The following is an 18,181-nucleotide window of genomic DNA, read 5'->3' as shown; positions in this document are numbered from 1 at the left end:
CGCAGCCGCGTCGCCACCAGGGCCGCGTGAAAATCCTGCACGTCAGCCCCGTTACCCCAGGATGCAGGCCGTGAAAACCTTCGCAGGGAGCGGACCGTCCCCAACAGTCCATCCGAACACACACGTCTGAAGGCAGCGCCAGGCAGTCCAAGATGAGGCAAGCTGGCTCGCACGATGATCGCTCGCACTACGCTCCGACCGTGGCCTACATCGTGACGCTGCCAGCGAGGCAGATGACAAAGATCCATGATCGACTGCGCTTACAGCTCCGCCTGACCAAGGTCCTCGCAGCGCAGGATCAGCCAGTTGGGCCGAATGTAGGCCCGCCAATGGCCTTGGTCATCAGCGAAGACACGGAGAACAGCGCCGGCCGGCGATCCAGACAGCTGATCTGGATGGGTAGCGTGGCCCGCCACAACACACCCGGCACCGTCGACAAGAGCATCACCATCGATCCGCTGCGTGAGTGCATGGAAGATGTGCCACTCGACGGAGAGGACGGCCTTCTTGCCCTGTTGGAATCTGACTTGCGGAACGAATTCGAACGAGCAAGTCTCATCGGCACAGCCAGATGGTGCAGCGGTGAGGTCTGGCAGGCACTTGAAAGAGGGCTCCGTGCGAAGTTTCCCCGTCTCGTCCCGCTGATCGACTGGTTGCTGGCCCAGGCCAATCCCCCTGTACTAGACAGCCATGACGAAGCAGATCAAGCCTGGCAGGAACAGCAAGACGCGGTCCGGAGCATCTTGCGAATCGCCGATTTCCCTCTGCCTTCACTAAACGCCTGGAAGCGCCCCGAGTCCCGCGACGCGCCTTACACGGCAGGCATCATCCCGCAGCCCTCGGAAAACAGCCTGATCGACCATGATGTGCGCGCCGCAGGACGGGCGTTCGGCCTGGACAGTGACTGGGTGAACGGGAGCGGGGCCAGATGCGACATCAACGTGCTTTGGGATTCGAGCGGGCGACGGCTCGAGGTGACCAACGTAAACGCCCTTCCACTGGAGTCCCGGACCGGAACCGACATGATCTACTATCACGTGCCCACCAAGAGTTTTACACTCGTTCAATACAAGCGCCTAGATCCACGCAAGCGAGAGATACGCGTCGACGAACGGCTACGAAGTCAGCTTGATCGACTCGAAAAAGTGGCACAGCTGAACAGCCCGCCCACGCAACCGCACGAATGGCGTCTGGGAAGCGACCCTTGCTTCCTCAAGCTCGCCCACTGGCCCGAGGACACTCGCAAGAATCCAGTCGAGGGACTCTCGCACGGAATGTACCTTCCGGTTTCCTATGTGCGCATGCTGCTTGAAAACGACTGCACGCTCGGCCCCCAGAAAGGCAGTCAAGCTCGACTGCTGGGCTACGACCGAGTCGAACGTCACCTCGTAGGCGCACAATTTGTCGAATTGGTCAAGGAAGGACTGGTCGGCACTGTCGGCACCACGCGAGAGCAGTTGTGGTCTATGGTCAAGCGCCGCGTCAGTGAAGGTAACAATGTCCTCGTCGCCGAGGAAAACAGTAGCGAGTCTGTGCGCGACCGGCAAAAACGCAATCGGACTCGAACCTCCAAAGATAATTCGTACGTACACAAGGTGTACAGGCAAGAATCGCTCTTCGGCCCTGACTCCGAGCAGTAGACACTTGGTTGGCCTGTGCGAGAGCCAACAGCGTTCGCCTACCCGGCCAACGCAAGGACGAGCGGGAGCACTTGGTCGGCTCCGGCCTGGCACAGGAGGCGTGCGCATACGGCCAGAGTCCAGCCGGAGTCGGTGTAGTCGTCGACGAGCAGGACCGGGCCGGGGGTAGCGGCCAGGGCGGCGGCGAGTTCGTCGGGCACAGTGAACGAGGCAACCAGGGCCCGCAGCCGCTGGGCGGAGTTGCTGCGGTGCGCCGCAAACTCATCCGCTTGCGGGGTGTAGGCAAGGCTGCCGAGCAGCGGGAGCCTGCCGACACGAGCCACGCCCTCGGCCAAGGAGGCGCCCAGTTGGGGGCGGGTGCGGGAGGGCACGGCGACGATGCCCACGGGCCTCGCCACCGCGTCAGGAGAACCACTGGCCCAGCCGCCCGGCGAGCGAGCCCAGTCGGCCATCACCCTCACGACGGCGGCCAGCACGTCGTCCGGGACCGGCCCGTCCGCCGCCTGCGCCGCCAGGACCGGCCGCAGGCGGTTGCCCCAGCCGATATCCGACAGCCTTCCCAGCGCACGCCCAGTGACCGCCTGCTGGCCCCCAGGGATACGGCCTTTAAGATCCATGCCGACCGCGGCGAGCCCGGTCGGCCACATTTTGCGAGGCTCGATCTCGACGCCGGGGCGGTCCAGCTCCCCCGTCGCTGCCGCAAGGGCCGCAGGCGAGATGGCGGGATCGAGCCAGGGCCCGGCACAGTTGTCACAGCGACCGCACTGGACCGCCTTCTCATCATCGAGCTGCCGCTGCAAGAACTCCATCCGGCACCCCGAGGTCGCCACGTAGTCCCGCATGGCCTGCTGCTCCGCCGCCCGCTGCTTCGCGACCCACGCATACCGCTGCGCGTCGTACGCCCACGGCTGCCCCGTCGCGGTCCAGCCGCCCTTCATGCGCTTCACCGCGCCGTCCACGTCCAGGACCTTCAGCATCGTCTCCAGGCGCGAGCGCCGAAGATCCACCAACGGCTCCAACGCCGGCAGCGACAGCGGACGCCCCGCCTCCTCCAGCACCGCCAGAGTGCGCCGGACCTGCTCCTCGGGCGGGAAGCCCACCGAAGCGAAGTACGCCCAGATCGCCTCGTCCTCCTTGCCCGGAAGCAGCAGCACGTCCGCGTGGTCCACGCCGCGCCCCGCACGCCCCACCTGCTGGTAATAGGCAATCGGCGACGAGGGCGACCCCAGATGCACCACAAAGCCGAGGTCAGGCTTGTCGAAGCCCATACCGAGCGCGGAAGTGGCGACCAGCGCCTTCACCCGGTTGGCGAGCAAATCCTCCTCCGCCTGCAACCGGTCGGCGTTCTCCGTCTTCCCCGTGTAGGAAGCCACCGGAAACCCGCGCTGCCGCAGAAACGCCGCGACCTCCTCCGCCGCCGCCACCGTCAGCGTGTAGATGATCCCCGAACCCGGCATATCCTCCAGCCGCTCCCCCAGCCACGCCAGCCGGTGCGCCGCATCCGGCAGCACCAGCACCCCCAGCCGCAGGCTCTCCCGGTCCAGCGGGCCGCGCAGCACCAGTGCATCCCCGCCACCCGTACCCAACTGTTCCGCCACATCCGCCGTGACCCGAGCATTGGCGGTCGCGGTGGTAGCCAGCACCGGCACACCAGCCGGCAGCTCTGCCAGCATGGTGCGCAGCCTGCGGTAGTCAGGGCGGAAGTCGTGCCCCCAGTCGGAAATGCAGTGCGCCTCATCGACCACCAGCAGGCCCGCGGTGGCCGCGAGCTTAGGCAGTACCTGATCGCGGAAGTCCACAGAATTAAGGCGTTCCGGGCTTACGAGGAGAACATCGGTCTCACCACGCTCGACCTCCCCGTAGATCGTTTCCCACTCCTCCGGGTTGGCCGAGTTAACCGTGCGCGCCTGGATCCCCGCCCGCGCCGCCGACTCGACCTGGTTCCGCATGAGCGCCAGCAACGGCGAGATAATCACCGTCGGACCCGAGCCACGCCGACGCAGCAATGCGGTGGCAACGAAGTACACCGCCGACTTACCCCAGCCAGTGCGCTGCACCACCAGAGCACGTCGGCGCTCCTTCACCAGAGCCGCCACCGCCTGCCACTGATCCTCCCGCAGACGCGCCGAACCTCCAGGATCACCGACCAGCTCAGCGAGGACGGCGTCGGCTTCAGTACGCAGCTCCAGATGGTCCATACCCCCATGCAACCCGATGGCACTGACAATCAGCGAATCCACCCAACGCGATAAAGCGATCACAAAGAGTGCGCGTGCCGCCCGCCCATCGAGGACGGCCTGGGCGGAGCCCTCGGCCACGCCAATCCTCGATCGGAGCGTTTGTGCAGGTCAGGGCTCTAGATTCACCTGGAATTTGAATGCCCTCCCCGTTCCATAGCCCCGAGCGGCTCAACAACCCCGACTTCCGCGATCAGGTGCTGCCCAAGCTCGCGACGGCCACCGGTCTGCTGGTGGTCGACGAAGCGCACTGCATCTCCGACTGGGGCCACGATTTCCGGCCGGACTACCGGCGGCTGCGCACCATGCTCGCCGATCTCCCGCCCGGTGTGCCCGTGCTCGCCACCACCGCCACGGCCAACGCGCGGGTGACGGCCGATGTCGCCGAACAACTCGGCACAGGCGAGGGCTCCACCGAGGCGCTGGTGCTGCGCGGGCCGCTGGACCGGGAGAGCCTGAGCCTGGGTGTCCTCCCGCTGCCGGACGCCGCGCACCGGCTCGCCTGGCTTGCCGATCATCTGCACGAGCTGCCGGGCTCGGGGATCATCTATACGCTCACCGTGGCCGCCGCCGAGGAGGTCACGGCCTTCCTGCGCCAGCGGGGGCACACGGTCTCCTCGTACACCGGCAAGACGGAGAACGCCGACCGCCAGCAGGCCGAGGACGATCTGCTCGCCAACCGCGTCAAGGCACTGGTGGCGACCTCGGCGCTGGGTATGGGCTTCGACAAGCCCGACCTGGGTTTCGTGGTGCACATGGGTTCGCCGTCGTCCCCCATTGCCTACTACCAGCAGGTGGGGCGGGCGGGGCGCGGGGTCAAGCACGCCGAGGTGCTGCTGCTTCCCGGGCGGGAGGACGAGGCCATCTGGAAGTACTTCGCCTCGCTGGCTTTTCCGCCCGAGGAGCAGGTGCGGCGGACCCTGGACGTCCTGGCGGCCGCCGGCCGCCCGGTGTCGCTGCCGGCTCTGGAACCACAGGTCGAACTGCGCCGCTCGCGCCTGGAGATCATGCTCAAGGTGCTCGATGTGGACGGGGCCGTGCAGCGCGTCAAGGGCGGCTGGACCTCCACCGGCCGGCCGTGGTCGTACGACGCCGAGCGCTATGCGTGGGTGTCCCGCCAGCGCGAGGCCGAACAACAGGCCATGCGGGAGTACGCCACCACCACGGGCTGCCGGATGGAGTTCCTGCGGCGGCAGTTGGACGACGAGGCGGCCGTGGCCTGCGGCCGCTGCGACAACTGCGCGGAGGCACGGTTCGCCGCCGAGGTGTCCGCCGCATCGCTGGATGCGGCGCGCGGTGAGCTGGGGCGGCCCGGAGTGGAAGTGGAGCCGCGGCGGATGTGGCCGACGGGGCTGCCGGCCGTCGGCGTCGACCTCAAGGGGCGCATCCCGGCAGGCGAGCTCGCGGCGACCGGCCGGGCCCTGGGCCGTCTGTCCGACATCGGGTGGGGCAACCGCCTCCGGCCGATGCTCGCGGCGCAGGCGCCGGACGCCCCGGTCCCCGACGATGTGGCCGCCGCGGTGGTCACCGTGCTCGCCGACTGGGCCAAGGGGCCCGGTGGTTGGGCCTCGGGGGCAGCGGATGCCCCGGCCCGCCCGGTGGGCGTTGTCGCGCTCTCGTCGTGCAGCCGCCCGCAGCTGATCCGATCACTGGCCGAACGGATCGCCACGGTCGGCCGGATGCCGTTCCTGGGGACGGTGAGCTCGGTGGACGACGGTGCCGACGGCAGGATTCCGCGCAGTAACAGTGCCCAGCGGCTGCGGGCGCTGCACGGTTCACTGGGCGTTCCGCCGGAGCTGGCGCAGGCGCTGGCGTCGGCGGCCGGCCCCGTGCTGCTGGTGGACGATTACGCCGATACCGGCTGGACGCTGGCCGTTGCCGCCCGGCTGCTGCGCCGGGCGGGGGCAGCAGAGGTGTTTCCGCTGGTCCTGGCCGTACAGGGCTAGGAGCCGTACGGCATGCGGCGACGGGCAGGGACATTTGCCGCTCCCCGGGTGATTCCGGTCGCGGGCGGGAATTGCTCGTTGCCGCGTGCGGGTACGACCGCGAGAATTGGAATCGCTTCCCCGTAACCGGCCGTCCGTGGCCAGGCAGGGTCATGCCGTGGCGCTCACCCGCGCCACGCCACCGCCCGACGACGCGGACGCGTAGACGATGGGAGGAACGTGTCCTTCGGCTTCGCCCCGCCCCCGCAGGTGTCCCCGCCTCCGTCCGCCGACTCCGCCGCCCGACTGGGCCGGATGCTGGAGCCCGCCGAATGGGCCTCGGCCGGTATCCCGCTGCTGCGCAATCCCCGTGAGGTCGTCACCGGCCTGCACGACCGTCATCGGCCGGTGCCGTCGACGGCCGTCGTCGCGGTGCTCGACACCCATGAGCGGGTGACGGCCAGCGCCTCCTTCGCCGAGTTCACGGCCGCTCCCGACGGCTGGGAGTTCCGCAACGTACTACTGGCACACCTGCGCCGGGTCATCCCGCACGACCTGCGGCTGCGCGCCCCGGTCCGGACCGCCGTGCTGCTCTACTGCCGTGAGGGCGAGCCCCTTTGGACGGAGACGGACGGGGCATGGATGTGGGGGCTGCGGGACGCCTGCACCCTGCACGGGCTCCGCTGCGGGGCGTACATCACGTTGACCCCGGACCGCTGGCAGGTCCTGGGAGAGGGCCGGGGCGGGCGCCGCCCCAGGGCCTCGTCCTGGAACGAGCCGGTCACGGAATCACGCCGTGCAACGGCCGGGCCCCTGGAGAACCGTCGCACGACGGCGCCTCCCGATGCGCCGCACGCGGCCGCGAATCTTCCCGTCGCCCGCGGCCGGCTGGTGCCACGGCGCACGGGAGGCGGCGCCCAGGATGCCCATCGGCACACGGCAGCACGCTGAGCGGACCGGCAGATATCCGTCAGACGTCGGGCTCACGTCGGGTGGCGGAAGCAGGGCACACCCCGTCGGACGCTCCGGCGCACACGGCAGAGCTCCCCACGGGGCGGTCCGGCACACACAGGGCTCGCCCGGCGTTCGGTGCCCGGCAGAAGACGGACCGCCTCGACCGGTACAGCCGCGCCCCTCCCCCACCGAAGCGCCGGGCATCCGTGCCACGTCCGGACCTCGTCGGCGGGAACGCAAGCGAGCCCGACGGCCTCTGGGGCCGACGGGCTGTTGCGAACCGGCAGCGGTCAGGCGGGTGCGCCGAGAACGGTGTTGATCCGCTGCGGGTCGCCGCAAACGATCAGCAGCGTTCCGGCACGGGCCATCGCCGCGGGCAGCGCCTGCGCGGTGACCTCGTCCGTACCGCCGTTGACGGCAACGACCACGACGGGCCGGCCGGTGGCACGCCCTGCATCGGCGTCCGCGTAGAACACATCGTCCGCGGCGTCGTGTTGGGCCCAGTAGGACGCTTCGCCGAAGGACAGTTCATGTGCGGCCCACGGGTGCGTTTCGCCAGTGGTCAGCACCAGGATCTCGCCCGGCGCACGCCCGGAGTCCAGCAGCAGATCGACGGCCTCGTCGGCGGCGTCGACCGCGCCGTCGGCGGGTGCCGGGATCAGCTGGAGCTGTGCTCCCGTGGCGGTGCCGGCCTTGTCGGCGGGCGGCGGCTGCGGGGAGCTGGTGCGCTGCGCCGGCGGAGCGGCGACAGGCCCACGCGGCGGGGCAGCAGGTCCGGGCTTGCCCGGACGGACACTGGCCGCGGGAGCGCCGCGCGGCGGCGCGGGGCGGGGACCGGGACCAGGAACGGGACGGGGGGTCGGCGCGGTACGGCCGGCGGCCGGAGTTGCGCGGGGACCCGGGACACTCTCGTGAATCTGAGGCTCCTCGGGGATGAGAGGCATAAAGGGATGTCTATCAAACGTAAGTGCGGAACACGTCATCGGGTACCGAATTGATGTCCGTACCGCTCAGAAATCGAAGCCGAGTTGGCCACCGGCTTCCAGAGCGGCTGCTTCGGGGGTGATGCGCACCTTCTTCAGATGCCGCCAGCGGGGCAGGGCATCCATGTAGGACCACGACACTCGGTGGTGCGGCGTAGGACCGTACTCCTCCAGGGCAATGCGATGGGTCGGCGAGGGGTAGCCTGCGTTGGCCGCGAAGTCGAAGTCGGCGTACACCAGGCCCAGTTCGGCCATCATCGCGTCGCGTCGCACCTTGGCGATCACGGACGCGGCGGCGACCGCGATACAGGACTGGTCGCCCTTGATGACCGTGCGGACCCGCCATGGCGCGCCCAGGTAGTCGTGCTTGCCGTCGAGAATGATCGCGTCCGGCCGGACCGGCAGCGCCTCCAGGGCGCGTACGGCCGCGAGCCGCAGGGCTGCGGTCATGCCCAGTTCGTCGATCTCCTCCGGCGAGGAGTGCCCCAGGGCGTACGACGTGACCCACGTGTCGAGCACATCACACAGTTCGGTGCGGCGCTTGGGGGTCAGAAGCTTGGAGTCGGTGAGTCCGTCGGGCGGCCGGCGCAGGCCGGTGATGGCTGCGCAGACGCTGACCGGACCGGCCCACGCTCCGCGCCCGACCTCGTCGATACCTGCAACGATCTTGGCGCCCGTCGTGGCGCGCAACGATCGCTCGACGGAATGGGTGGGGGGCTCGTACGGCATGGCGCCAGCAAGGTTACGCCTATTCGACTCAGTCGTCCGCACCGGATCCCCACCTGGCGGCAATCGGTGGGGGCGATGGCGTGAGCAGCACATGAACGGGACCCTTCGCTTCCGCTACCGAGGGGTACACGCCGGCAGACCGAGGCCGGTCGCGGCCGCCAGGGGACACCGTCGTCCCCTCGGCCCGAGCGGGGCCGTGCGGGGCGAAGTGGCCTCCCAGCACCGCCCGTTGGAGGAGGTGGGGACGACCGCGGGAGAAGAGCAGCGGACGGGCGCGGACGAGTCGCAGCGCGGCTGGGAGGCCGCGGCGAGACGGAGCGAGGTGATCAGCCGGCGAGGACGGGTGCCCAGGACGGGAGTGCTTCGGTGCCGTCCAGCCACGCCTCGGGCGGGTTGCCGTCGCGGCCGGCGGCGACGATGCCGCCGACGATGGCGCAGGTGGTGTCCACATCGCCGCCCGCCTGAGCGGTGGTCCAGAACGCCCGCTCGTAGTTGCCCAGATGCCGGGCCGCGGCCCAGAGGGTGAACGGCACGGTGTCGTGGGCACTGGTGCGCCGCCCGCAGCCCAGGACGGCGGCGACAGTGCCGGAGTCGGCGTAGTCGAGCATGTCCCTGGCGCGGCGCAGTCCGGCCTGTACGGCGCTGCGCGGGATCAGCTCCAGCACGCCGTCCAGCAGCTGTTCGGGCCCGGTGTCACGGCTCGGGTCGGCCACCAGGGCAGCAGCGGCAGCGACGGCCATGGCGCCGACCACGGCCTCACGGTGCTGGTGGGTGGTGTAGGCGGAGATCTCCGCCTGGTGGGTGGCCTGCTCGGGGTCGTCGGCGTACCAGGCACCGAGGGGAGCGATGCGCATGGCCGCTCCGTTGCCCCACGAACCCTGGCCGTTGAAGAGCTCCGACGCCAGCTCGCGCCAGTCGCCGCCCTCGCGGATCAGCCGCAGCATGCGGTTGACGGCCGGACCGTAGCCACGGTCGAAGTCATGGTGGTCGGCGAAGGAGCGCGCGAGTGCGTCCTGGTCGACCCGGCCATGGGCGGTGAGCACCGCGAGGACGGAACAGGCCATCTCGGTGTCGTCGGTCCACTGCCAGGGAGAGGGAGGCAGCGTGCGGCGCTTGAGGGAGGGGTAATGGGCGGGGACGAAGAACTGGGATCCGAGCGCATCACCCACGGCAAGGCCGCGCAAGCTCGCCAGAGCTCGCGCACAGCGGTCTGCGTCACGGTGGTCGGGGTTCATCGCTGTGCACTCTAACCGGTGACGCCATAAGGCTCGGGTACACACCAGCGCGCGAACGGCCGGTCGAGGGTGTAGCGGCCGTCCGGGCCGAGCAGCAGGGTGCGCCACTCCGCGTTGCCCGGATTGGACAGCGACTCGAAGTCGGCCACCGTCCAGTGGAACCAGCGCATACAGAACAGGCGCATGGTGAGACCGTGCGTGACGATGAGGACGTTCGGCGGGTGGTCCGGGTCCTCGAAACTGCGCCACAGGCTCTCCAGGAACGCCCCGACACGGTCGTAGACATCCGCGCCGGACTCGCCCTGGGCGAAGCGGTAGAAGAAGTGGCCGTAGGCGTCGCGGTAGGCCTTCTGCCGCCGTACGTCGTCGCGGTCCTGCCAGTTCCCCCAGTCCTGCTCACGCAGCCGGGGCTCCTCGCGCACCCGGACCCTGGCCGGGTCGAGGCCGAGGGCGCGGAAGGTCTGGTGGGTGCGGCGGTAGGGGGAGACATAGCCGGAGATCCGCTCCTCACCGAACATCTCGCGCAGCGGGCCACCGGCCTCCTTCGCCTGCCGCAGCCCGGATTCGGTGAGGGCGAGCGCGTGATCGGGCTCCCGCTCGTACACGGTGTCGTCGATGTTCCCCGCCGACTCTCCGTGGCGGATGAGGACGATACGTCGGGGCCGAGCCATGCCGCCAGCCTAAATCTCCTGCTTTGCGCCTGCCGCACACGACCGGAGAGCACCAGCAGGGCGGTCAGCCCCACCACCACCCCGGCGAGACCGCGGCGACACGCAGCGAGCAGGAGCCACCCGCAGGACCGGGCGGCGGTGTCACGTAATGAGATCCGAGCGAACATTCTCCCTCTCCACGCAAATGCAACCACCGTCGCATTACGATAAGAGTGACACACCGGCCCAGCTAACGCAAGAGGAGTTGCAATTGCCTGACGAGACGGTGCCCGGGAACCGGCGCGAGTCCGACGATCCCGCGCCCACTCCCGGCACCCGGCGCCCCGGCGGCCGCACCGCCCGCACCCGCGCCGCCGTCCGCGACGCCGTGCTGGCCGGGCTCACCGAGCACGGCTATCCGGGCCTGACCGTCGAATACGTCGCGGAGCACTCCGGCGTGCACAAAACGACGCTCTACCGGCGCTGGAAGGACGTCGAGGGCCTGGTGGCGGACGCCCTCGACCTTGCGGGCGAGGACAGCTGGGTCCCGCCCGACACCGGATCCCTGGAGGGCGATCTGCGTGCCCTGGCGCGCGAGGTCGTCGCTTCCTTCACCGACCCGGCGGTGGCCGCATCGGGCTCCGCGATGATCGCCGCCGCCTTCCAGTCGGAACGGGCGGCCGTGGCGCTGCGTGACTACTACACCGAGCGATTCACGCGCTGCGAGGCCCTCGTCGAACGCGCCGTCCGACGCGGCGAATTGCCGGCGGCCCCGGGCACTGTACCGGCCACCCCGGACACCGCTCCGTCGGACACCGCCCCGCCCGGTCCCGCCTCCCCCACCGCCCCGGAAAGCGCCATCGACGCCGGCGCGCTCGTCCGATCCGTCTCCGCTCCGCTCTTCTTCCGCCTGTTCATCACCCGGGAGCCGGTGGACGACTCCGTCGCCGACCAGGCCGTGGCAACCACCCTGGCCGCCGCCCGCGCCGGGGCGTTCACCACCGGCGCCACGGTCGGCTCATCCACCGGCACACCCCCCGGCGCCGCGAAATGACCGCGCCGCCCCTCACACCGTCCACGACGGTTCGAGCTGCACCACATCGCCCGCGATCGCCCGGACATCCGCGGCTATCTGGGCCCGCAGTGCCAGCCGCTCCACCCGTTCAGGCCGGTACTTCCCCCGCTCGGCGGCCGACTGCCACAGCGACAGCACCAGGAACTCCTCCCCCGGCGCCCGCCCCAGCATCCCCCGCAGCATTCCCGGCGAACCCGCCATCGCGGGGTTCCAGACCTTCTCCTGCATCAGCATGAAGTGCTCGACCCGGTCCTGGCGCACCTGGCAGTGCGCCAGCCGCAGCACATCCACATCGCCGAACGACGGGCGGAAGCCCACCTTCACATCAAACTCGTGCTCGAACAGCCGTACTTGGGCGTCCTTGTACGTGCCGACCTGGGCGGCCGCCAGGCGGTCGTGGGAGCGCGCCATGAAGGAGTCGTAAAAGGCCCGGCTCTCCCAGAAGGCCACCAGATGCGCGACGCCCGGCCGCCCCCGGCTCCACCCACCGCCCTGCCCCCGGAATCCCGGCTCACCCAGCAGCCCCGCCCATTTCCGCTGCCCCCGTTCGAACCCTCGACGGTCCACAACGGTGAGGCGAATCCACTTGACCAGCACCGCGCCATCGTACGGCCCGGGAGCCGGGCGGGATCACTGCGCGTCACATTCCGACCGGCCCGAACTTCCTTACGGGCGCGGGTCGATCACCGTCAGGACCGCGCCGCCGCTGCTCCACCGCTTCGGTAGCCCCCGGGACGCCTCCGCACATCTCCGGGCGCAGGCCTTCCCGTAGGAGCGCCGAATCAGCCGCACGCCGTACGGGTGCCCCTGTGCTCCCTCCCCTCTCCCCAGGGTGCTCGCCTCTCCCCCCAGGGGCGCTTTCCAGCCACCCGAACCCGGGGCAAAGCGCAGGTGACCAGGGGCAGTTCACTCCGCGCGGGGGCCGCCGGGCGTGGCACGATGGTCAGTCAACGGGAAGTCCCGGGAAGGCGTGCGCGTGCCCGCGTGGGCCGCGCCGCGTCCCCGGGAGATGACGGGAGGGAAAGTCCGGTGAACACGTTCAACAAAGGGATCGAGAAGGTCGAGGTAACGCTCCAGTGGGACCCCAGCCCCCTCGGGACGCCGGACAATGACCTCGACATCGTCGCGGCGACCTATACAGCCGACGCGCCGCACGGCGACCCGGCCTATCTGGTGCACTTCGACAGCCGGTCGCCCGACGGGACCATCACCCTCAACCGGGACAGCAGGACCGGCCAGGGGTTCGGCTCCGACGAGATCATGACCCTGGAGCTGGACCGGCTGTCCGACACCTACACCCGGGTGATCGTGGGGGTGGCCATCCAGCAGGGCGAGGGCCGCAAGGTCTTCGGCGACATACAGAACACGCTCGTACGGATCCGCGAGGGCTACACCGATCTGGCCGAGAACGACTTCAACGACGTCGCGGGTGCCACCGCGGCGACGGTGGCCGAATTCACCCGGGACGGGACGGGGCAGTGGCGCTTTCGCCCGGCGCTCCGGGGATTCGACACCGACCCGGACGGGTTTGCCTCATTGATGGGCCGCTGACGGGGCGCGGCACCGAAACCGGAACGCGAACCGGAGCAAGATCCCGGGCAATACCCGGAGCAAGAACCGCGGCACGAACGGAAGCACGAGGCCACAGCAAGCCGCAGCACGAAGGGGAGGGGACCGGCGTCGGCCGGTCCCCTCCCCTTCTGCCACGGACTGTCCCAGCCCGAGTTCTGCCTCGGAATGCTCAGCCCGAGGCGCAGGCCCGCGCGGAGGGGAACACCTCCCGCGCGGGCCCGCTCACGCTCAGCTGCAGCCGCTGGTCGACCCGCAGCCCTCGCACAGGTAGCAGCTGCCGGCTCGCTGCATCTTCGTCCCGCAGGAGAAGCACAGCGGCGCGTCGGCGTTGATGCCCAGCTGCATCTCGACGAGTTCGGCGTTGGTGTGCGCCTGCTTGGGCGCAGGAACAGCGGCGTCCTCGACGACCTTCACCGCCGGCGTGGACTCGGTCACCGGCTCCGTCCGCAGGGGCGCGGACTGGGCCAGGCCCTCGACGTCCACCTCGTCCTCGGAGGGCTCGTACGAGCCGGTCTCCAGGTGGCGCTGGCGCTCCTCGACGGAGTGGATGCCGAGCGCCGAACGGGTCTCGAAGGGCAGGAAGTCCAGCGCGAGGCGGCGGAAGATGTAGTCGACGATCGACTGCGCCATCCGCACGTCCGGGTCGTCCGTCATGCCGGCCGGCTCGAAGCGCATGTTGGTGAACTTCGAGACGTAGGTCTCCAGCGGCACGCCGTACTGGAGGCCCACGGACACCGCGATGGAGAAGGCGTCCATCATGCCCGCGAGGGTCGAGCCCTGCTTGGACATCTTCAGGAAGACCTCACCGAGACCGTCGTCCGGGTAGGAGTTGGCGGTCATGTAGCCCTCGGCGCCGCCGACCGTGAAGGAGGTGGTGATGCCGGGACGGCCCTTGGGGAGGCGCCTGCGCACCGGGCGGTACTCGACGACCTTCTTCTCGGCGACCGGCTCGGCCTTCTTCTCCTCCTTCTTCTTGGCGGAGAGCGGCTGGCCGACCTTGCAGTTGTCGCGGTAGATCGCCAAGGCCTTGAGGCCGAGCTTCCAGCCCTGGAAGTAGACCTCCTCGATCTCCTCGACGGTGGCCGTCTCCGGGACGTTGACCGTCTTGGAGATCGCACCGGAGAGGAACGGCTGCGCGGCCGCCATCATGCGCACGTGGCCCATGGCGGAGATCGAGCGCGCGCCCATGGCGCAGTCGAAGACCTCGTAGTGCTCAGCCTTCAGGGCCGGGGCGTCGACGACATTGCCGTGCTCGGCGATGTGGGCGACGATCGCCTCGACCTGCTCGGGCTGGTAGCCGAGCCGCTTGAGCGCCTTGGGGACCGTGTTGTTCACGATCTGCATGGAGCCGCCGCCGACCAGCTTCTTGAACTTGACCAGGGCCAGGTCCGGCTCGACGCCCGTGGTGTCGCAGTCCATCATCAGGCCGATGGTGCCGGTCGGGGCCAGCACGGAGGCCTGCGCGTTGCGGAAGCCGTTCTTCTCTCCGAGGCGCAGCACGTCCTGCCAGGCCTCGGTGGCCGCCGCCCACACCGGGTTGTCCAGGTCGTCCATCCGCACCGCGGTGCCGTTGGCGTCGGAGTGCTGCTTCATGACGCGCTTGTGGGCGTCGGCGTTACGGGCGTAGCCGTCGTACGGGCCGACGACCGCGGCCAGCTCGGCGGAGCGCTTGTAGGAGGTGCCCGTCATCAGGGAGGTGATGGCACCGGCCAGCGCGCGGCCGCCGTCGGAGTCGTAGGCGTGACCGGTGGCCATCAGCAGGGCACCGAGGTTGGCGTAGCCGATGCCCAGCTGGCGGTAGGCGCGGGTGGTCTCGCCGATCTTCTGGGTGGGGAAGTCGGCGAAGCAGATGGAGATATCCATCGCGGTGATGACCAGCTCGACGACCTTGGCGAAGCGCTCGGCGTCGAAGGACTGGTTGCCCAGGTCGTCGTCGCGCAGGAACTTCAGCAGGTTGAGCGAGGCGAGGTTGCACGAGGAGTTGTCCAGGTGCATGTACTCGCTGCAGGGGTTGGACGCGGTGATCCGGCCCGACTCCGGCGAGGTGTGCCAGTGGTTGATGGTGTCGTCGTACTGGATGCCGGGGTCGGCGCAGGCCCATGCGGCGTCCGCCATCTTGCGGAAGAGCCCCTTGGCGTCGACCTCCTCGATGACCTCACCGGTCATCCGGCCGCGCAGCCCGAACTTCGAACCGGTCTCGACGGCCTTCATGAACTCGTCGTTGACCCGGACCGAGTTGTTGGCGTTCTGGTACTGGACGGACGTGATGTCGTCGCCGCCCAGGTCCATGTCGAAGCCCGCGTCGCGCAGTGCGCGGACCTTCTCCTCCTCCTTCACCTTGGTCTCGATGAAGGCCTCGACGTCCGGGTGGTCCACGTCCAGGACGACCATCTTGGCCGCACGGCGGGTGGCGCCGCCCGACTTGATCGTTCCGGCGGAGGCGTCGGCGCCGCGCATGAAGGAGACCGGGCCGGAGGCGTTGCCGCCGGAGGAGAGCAGCTCCTTGGAGGAGCGGATGCGGGAGAGGTTCAGGCCTGCACCGGAGCCGCCCTTGAAGATCATCCCCTCTTCCTTGTACCAGTCGAGGATCGACTCCATGGAGTCGTCGACGGAGAGGATGAAGCAGGCGCTGACCTGCTGCGGCTGCTGGGTGCCGACGTTGAACCACACCGGCGAGTTGAAGCTGAAGACCTGGTGGAGCAGGGCGTACGCCAGCTCGTGCTCAAAGATCTCGGCGTCCGCCGGCGAGGCGAAGTAACCGTTCTCCTCGCCGCTCTTGCGGTACGTCTTGACCACTCGGTCGATGAGCTGCTTGAGGCTCGCCTCACGGGTCGGGGAGCCCACCGCACCACGGAAGTACTTGCTCGTGACGATATTGACCGCGTTCACCGACCAGAATCCGGGGAACTCGACGCCACGCTGCTCGAAGTTGACCGAGCCGTCGCGCCAGTTGGTCATGACGACGTCACGAGACGCCCACTCCACCTCGTCGTACGGATGCACGCCGGGTGTGGTGTGAATGCGCTCGATACGCAGACCCTTGCTCGCCTTGCTGCCCTTGGCGCGGGAGCCTCGTGCCGGGCCGCTCGTCGTCTCTGTCATGCCGCCTCCCTGTATACGGGCAAACGCCCATATGTGCGCACTCATTCCGTGGCACGGTGTATGTCTTTCCGTACCGGGACGCCCTGCTCTCGCCCCGGTAAAGGTTCTGGATGCGCGCCGAGCTCAGTCGGCGGCGGTGGCGGGCACGGGAACGGCCGGGCCGCCGGCCTCCCCGTCAGTCCCGCATTCCTGCCCGGGCGGCCCCTGCTCGCGCTGCTCACGCAGTTCGGCGATGGCCGCCTCGAAGTCCTCGAGTGAATCAAAGGCCCGGTAAACGGACGCGAAGCGCAGGTACGCGACGAGGTCGAGTTCCTGCAGCGGGCCCAGTATGGCGAGCCCGACGTCATGGGTGGAGAGCTCGGCGCTGCCGGTGGCGCGCACCGCCTCCTCGACCCGCTGGCCCAGCTTGGCGAGGGCGTCCTCGGTGACCGGACGGCCCTGGCACGCCTTGCGCACTCCCGCGATGACCTTGTTGCGGCTGAAGGGCTCGGTGACCCCGCTCCGCTTGATCACCATCAGCGACGCCGTCTCGATGGTCGTGAAACGGCGGGAGCAGTCGGGGCACTGGCGGCGCCGGCGGATCGCTGTCCCGTCATCGGTGGTGCGGCTGTCGACGACCCGGCTGTCCGGGTGCCTGCAGAAGGGGCAGTGCATGGCCCCACCCTCCTCACCCTCGATATACGGACGTACGTACGCCAACGAACCCGGCATACGGCGACAGAACTCCGACCGGCCCGTACGGGCCCTTCGGAGCTGTCTCCAGCATAGGCGATTCCCGACCCCCGGAGGGACCAGGGCACCACAACTTCTGGGTGACCGATCGCATCTAACCACTAGATGTGGTGTCGGGGCGCTTACATCCGCCTACCGCGTGTCGCGGCGGCGACGGGCCGCGCGGTCGCCCATGAGAGTACGGGAAGCCACCCGGCCGGCGGCGCGGCGGGGCGGAGATGACAGAATCGGCCGGGTCGCGACGGCCGGTCACCGCCCCCCTTCGCGCATCCCCTCACGACCCCTTCGCGCGTCGACGGCCCGACGCACCGGAGGCCGGGACATCCGGGCGGAAGTGCCCGCCCGGGCCGGAATTACCGCTCGGCCATACACCCAGTCACTCGATCCGGTCAGCCATTCGCCGAATATTTCACTCGAACGTGTGTTTGGCGCAACCTTTCGAAAGCAACTACCGTTGGCTAACTAGGGAGAACATTTCGAGAGGGGCCGACGTGACCACCACCGCAGACAGCGCGACCATCACCGCACAAAGCCACTCCCAGAGCCGGTTCGATCCGCAACAGGCACAGCGGCCGCCGATGGACGACGCCACGTTGGACTCCGAAGAGCAGAAGCCGGCCCGTTCACTGCCCGGCCGGCCACCGGGGATCCGGGCCGACAGTTCCGGACTCACCGACCGCCAGCGCAGGGTGATCGAGGTGATCCGGGATTCGGTGCAGCGGCGCGGCTACCCGCCGTCCATGCGCGAGATCGGCCAGGCCGTCGGACTGTCCAGCACCTCATCCGTCGCCCACCAGCTCATGGCTCTGGAGCGCAAGGGCTTCCTGCGGCGCGACCCGCACCGCCCCCGGGCGTACGAGGTCCGCGGGTCGGACCAGACGACCGCTGCCGCGACGGAGACCGCCGGCAAGCCCGCCGCTTCCTATGTCCCGCTGGTCGGCCGGATCGCCGCCGGTGGCCCGATCCTCGCCGAGGAGTCGGTCGAGGATGTTTTCCCGCTCCCCCGCCAGCTCGTCGGCGACGGCGAACTGTTCGTCCTCAAGGTCGTCGGCGACTCCATGATCGAGGCCGCGATCTGCGACGGCGACTGGGTCACGGTCCGCCGCCAGCCGGTCGCCGAGAACGGCGACATCGTGGCCGCCATGCTGGACGGCGAAGCCACCGTCAAGCGCTTCAAGCGCGAGGACGGCCATGTGTGGCTGCTGCCGCACAACTCCGCGTACCAGCCGATCCCCGGCGACGAGGCGACCATTCTCGGCAAGGTGGTGGCGGTGCTGCGCCGCGTCTGAGCCACTCCTCACGACCGAGCCCCGGAACCACTGCGCCGGTTCCGGGGCTTGGTTTTGC

13 protein-coding genes and 1 pseudogene are annotated in these 18,181 nt (G+C 69.3%); 6 read left to right on the top strand and 8 right to left on the bottom strand.

Annotation, left to right across the window (positions count from 1 at the left end; all coding sequences use genetic code 11):
* Positions 1-200: 200 nt before the first annotated feature.
* Positions 201-1,640, top strand: a complete 1,440-nt coding sequence (locus ABR737_RS33095) for a hypothetical protein (protein ID WP_350254549.1) — start codon at positions 201-203, stop codon at positions 1,638-1,640.
* 38 nt (positions 1,641-1,678) lie between these two features.
* On the opposite strand, the gene ABR737_RS33090 is transcribed toward ABR737_RS33095, so the two are convergent.
* On the bottom strand, positions 1,679-3,838 hold the full coding sequence (locus tag ABR737_RS33090; protein WP_350257016.1) for a RecQ family ATP-dependent DNA helicase: 2,160 nt from the start codon (positions 3,836-3,838) through the stop codon (positions 1,679-1,681).
* Positions 3,839-4,035: 197 nt separating this feature from the next.
* On the opposite strand from ABR737_RS33090, the pseudogene ABR737_RS33085 reads away from it, so the two are divergent.
* Positions 4,036-5,823: pseudogene (locus tag ABR737_RS33085) on the top strand (helicase-related protein); the annotation flags it as partial.
* Between the two features lie 219 nt (positions 5,824-6,042).
* Positions 6,043-6,753 (top strand): hypothetical protein, encoded by a 711-nt coding sequence (locus ABR737_RS33080; RefSeq protein ID WP_350254547.1) that lies wholly within the window; start codon positions 6,043-6,045, stop codon positions 6,751-6,753.
* Between the two features lie 293 nt (positions 6,754-7,046).
* Here ABR737_RS33080 and ABR737_RS33075 read toward each other — a convergent pair whose 3' ends face one another.
* The 4 genes from ABR737_RS33075 to ABR737_RS33060 all read right to left on the bottom strand — a co-directional run bounded on the left by ABR737_RS33075 (position 7,047) and on the right by ABR737_RS33060 (position 10,374).
* Complete coding sequence (locus tag ABR737_RS33075) at positions 7,047-7,700, bottom strand: hypothetical protein (protein WP_350254545.1); 654 nt, start codon at positions 7,698-7,700, stop codon at positions 7,047-7,049.
* Between the two features lie 66 nt (positions 7,701-7,766).
* The gene (gene rnhB / locus ABR737_RS33070) at positions 7,767-8,468 is read right to left on the bottom strand and encodes a ribonuclease HII (RefSeq protein WP_350254543.1); all 702 of its coding nucleotides are present in this window, start codon (positions 8,466-8,468) and stop codon (positions 7,767-7,769) included.
* A 326-nt stretch (positions 8,469-8,794) separates the two neighbouring features.
* Positions 8,795-9,703 carry an ADP-ribosylglycohydrolase family protein gene (locus tag ABR737_RS33065; RefSeq protein ID WP_350254542.1) on the bottom strand — a complete coding sequence of 303 codons (909 nt, stop codon included), beginning with the start codon at positions 9,701-9,703 and terminating at the stop codon, positions 8,795-8,797.
* 11 nt (positions 9,704-9,714) lie between these two features.
* Positions 9,715-10,374 carry a histidine phosphatase family protein gene (locus ABR737_RS33060; protein ID WP_350254541.1) on the bottom strand — a complete coding sequence of 220 codons (660 nt, stop codon included), beginning with the start codon at positions 10,372-10,374 and terminating at the stop codon, positions 9,715-9,717.
* 250 nt (positions 10,375-10,624) lie between these two features.
* On the opposite strand from ABR737_RS33060, the gene ABR737_RS33055 reads away from it, so the two are divergent.
* Positions 10,625-11,407 (top strand): TetR/AcrR family transcriptional regulator, encoded by a 783-nt coding sequence (locus tag ABR737_RS33055; RefSeq protein WP_350254540.1) that lies wholly within the window; start codon positions 10,625-10,627, stop codon positions 11,405-11,407.
* A 12-nt stretch (positions 11,408-11,419) separates the two neighbouring features.
* On the opposite strand, the gene ABR737_RS33050 is transcribed toward ABR737_RS33055, so the two are convergent.
* Positions 11,420-12,025 carry a YdbC family protein gene (locus tag ABR737_RS33050; RefSeq protein WP_350254539.1) on the bottom strand — a complete coding sequence of 202 codons (606 nt, stop codon included), beginning with the start codon at positions 12,023-12,025 and terminating at the stop codon, positions 11,420-11,422.
* A gap of 342 nt (positions 12,026-12,367) precedes the next feature.
* On the opposite strand from ABR737_RS33050, the gene ABR737_RS33045 reads away from it, so the two are divergent.
* Positions 12,368-12,979: a TerD family protein gene (locus ABR737_RS33045; protein ID WP_350254538.1), complete on the top strand. Its 612-nt coding sequence runs from the start codon at positions 12,368-12,370 to the stop codon at positions 12,977-12,979.
* A 249-nt stretch (positions 12,980-13,228) separates the two neighbouring features.
* Here ABR737_RS33045 and ABR737_RS33040 read toward each other — a convergent pair whose 3' ends face one another.
* Both ABR737_RS33040 and nrdR read right to left on the bottom strand, forming a co-directional pair.
* On the bottom strand, positions 13,229-16,102 hold the full coding sequence (locus ABR737_RS33040) for a vitamin B12-dependent ribonucleotide reductase (protein ID WP_350254536.1): 2,874 nt from the start codon (positions 16,100-16,102) through the stop codon (positions 13,229-13,231).
* Positions 16,103-16,225: 123 nt separating this feature from the next.
* Positions 16,226-16,756, bottom strand: a complete 531-nt coding sequence (nrdR, locus tag ABR737_RS33035) for a transcriptional regulator NrdR (RefSeq protein ID WP_018092899.1) — start codon at positions 16,754-16,756, stop codon at positions 16,226-16,228.
* Positions 16,757-17,325: 569 nt separating this feature from the next.
* Between nrdR and lexA the strand changes: the two genes are divergently transcribed.
* Entirely contained in the window at positions 17,326-18,123 is a 798-nt protein-coding gene (gene lexA / locus ABR737_RS33030) for a transcriptional repressor LexA (RefSeq protein WP_328384037.1), read from the top strand.
* Positions 18,124-18,181: the final 58 nt, after the last annotated feature.

The sequence above is a fragment of the Streptomyces sp. Edi2 genome, assembly GCF_040253635.1.
GTDB lineage: Bacteria > Actinomycetota > Actinomycetes > Streptomycetales > Streptomycetaceae > Streptomyces.
Note: the sequence above shows the minus strand (reverse complement) of the source record. Positions and strands in the feature narration are given on the sequence as shown.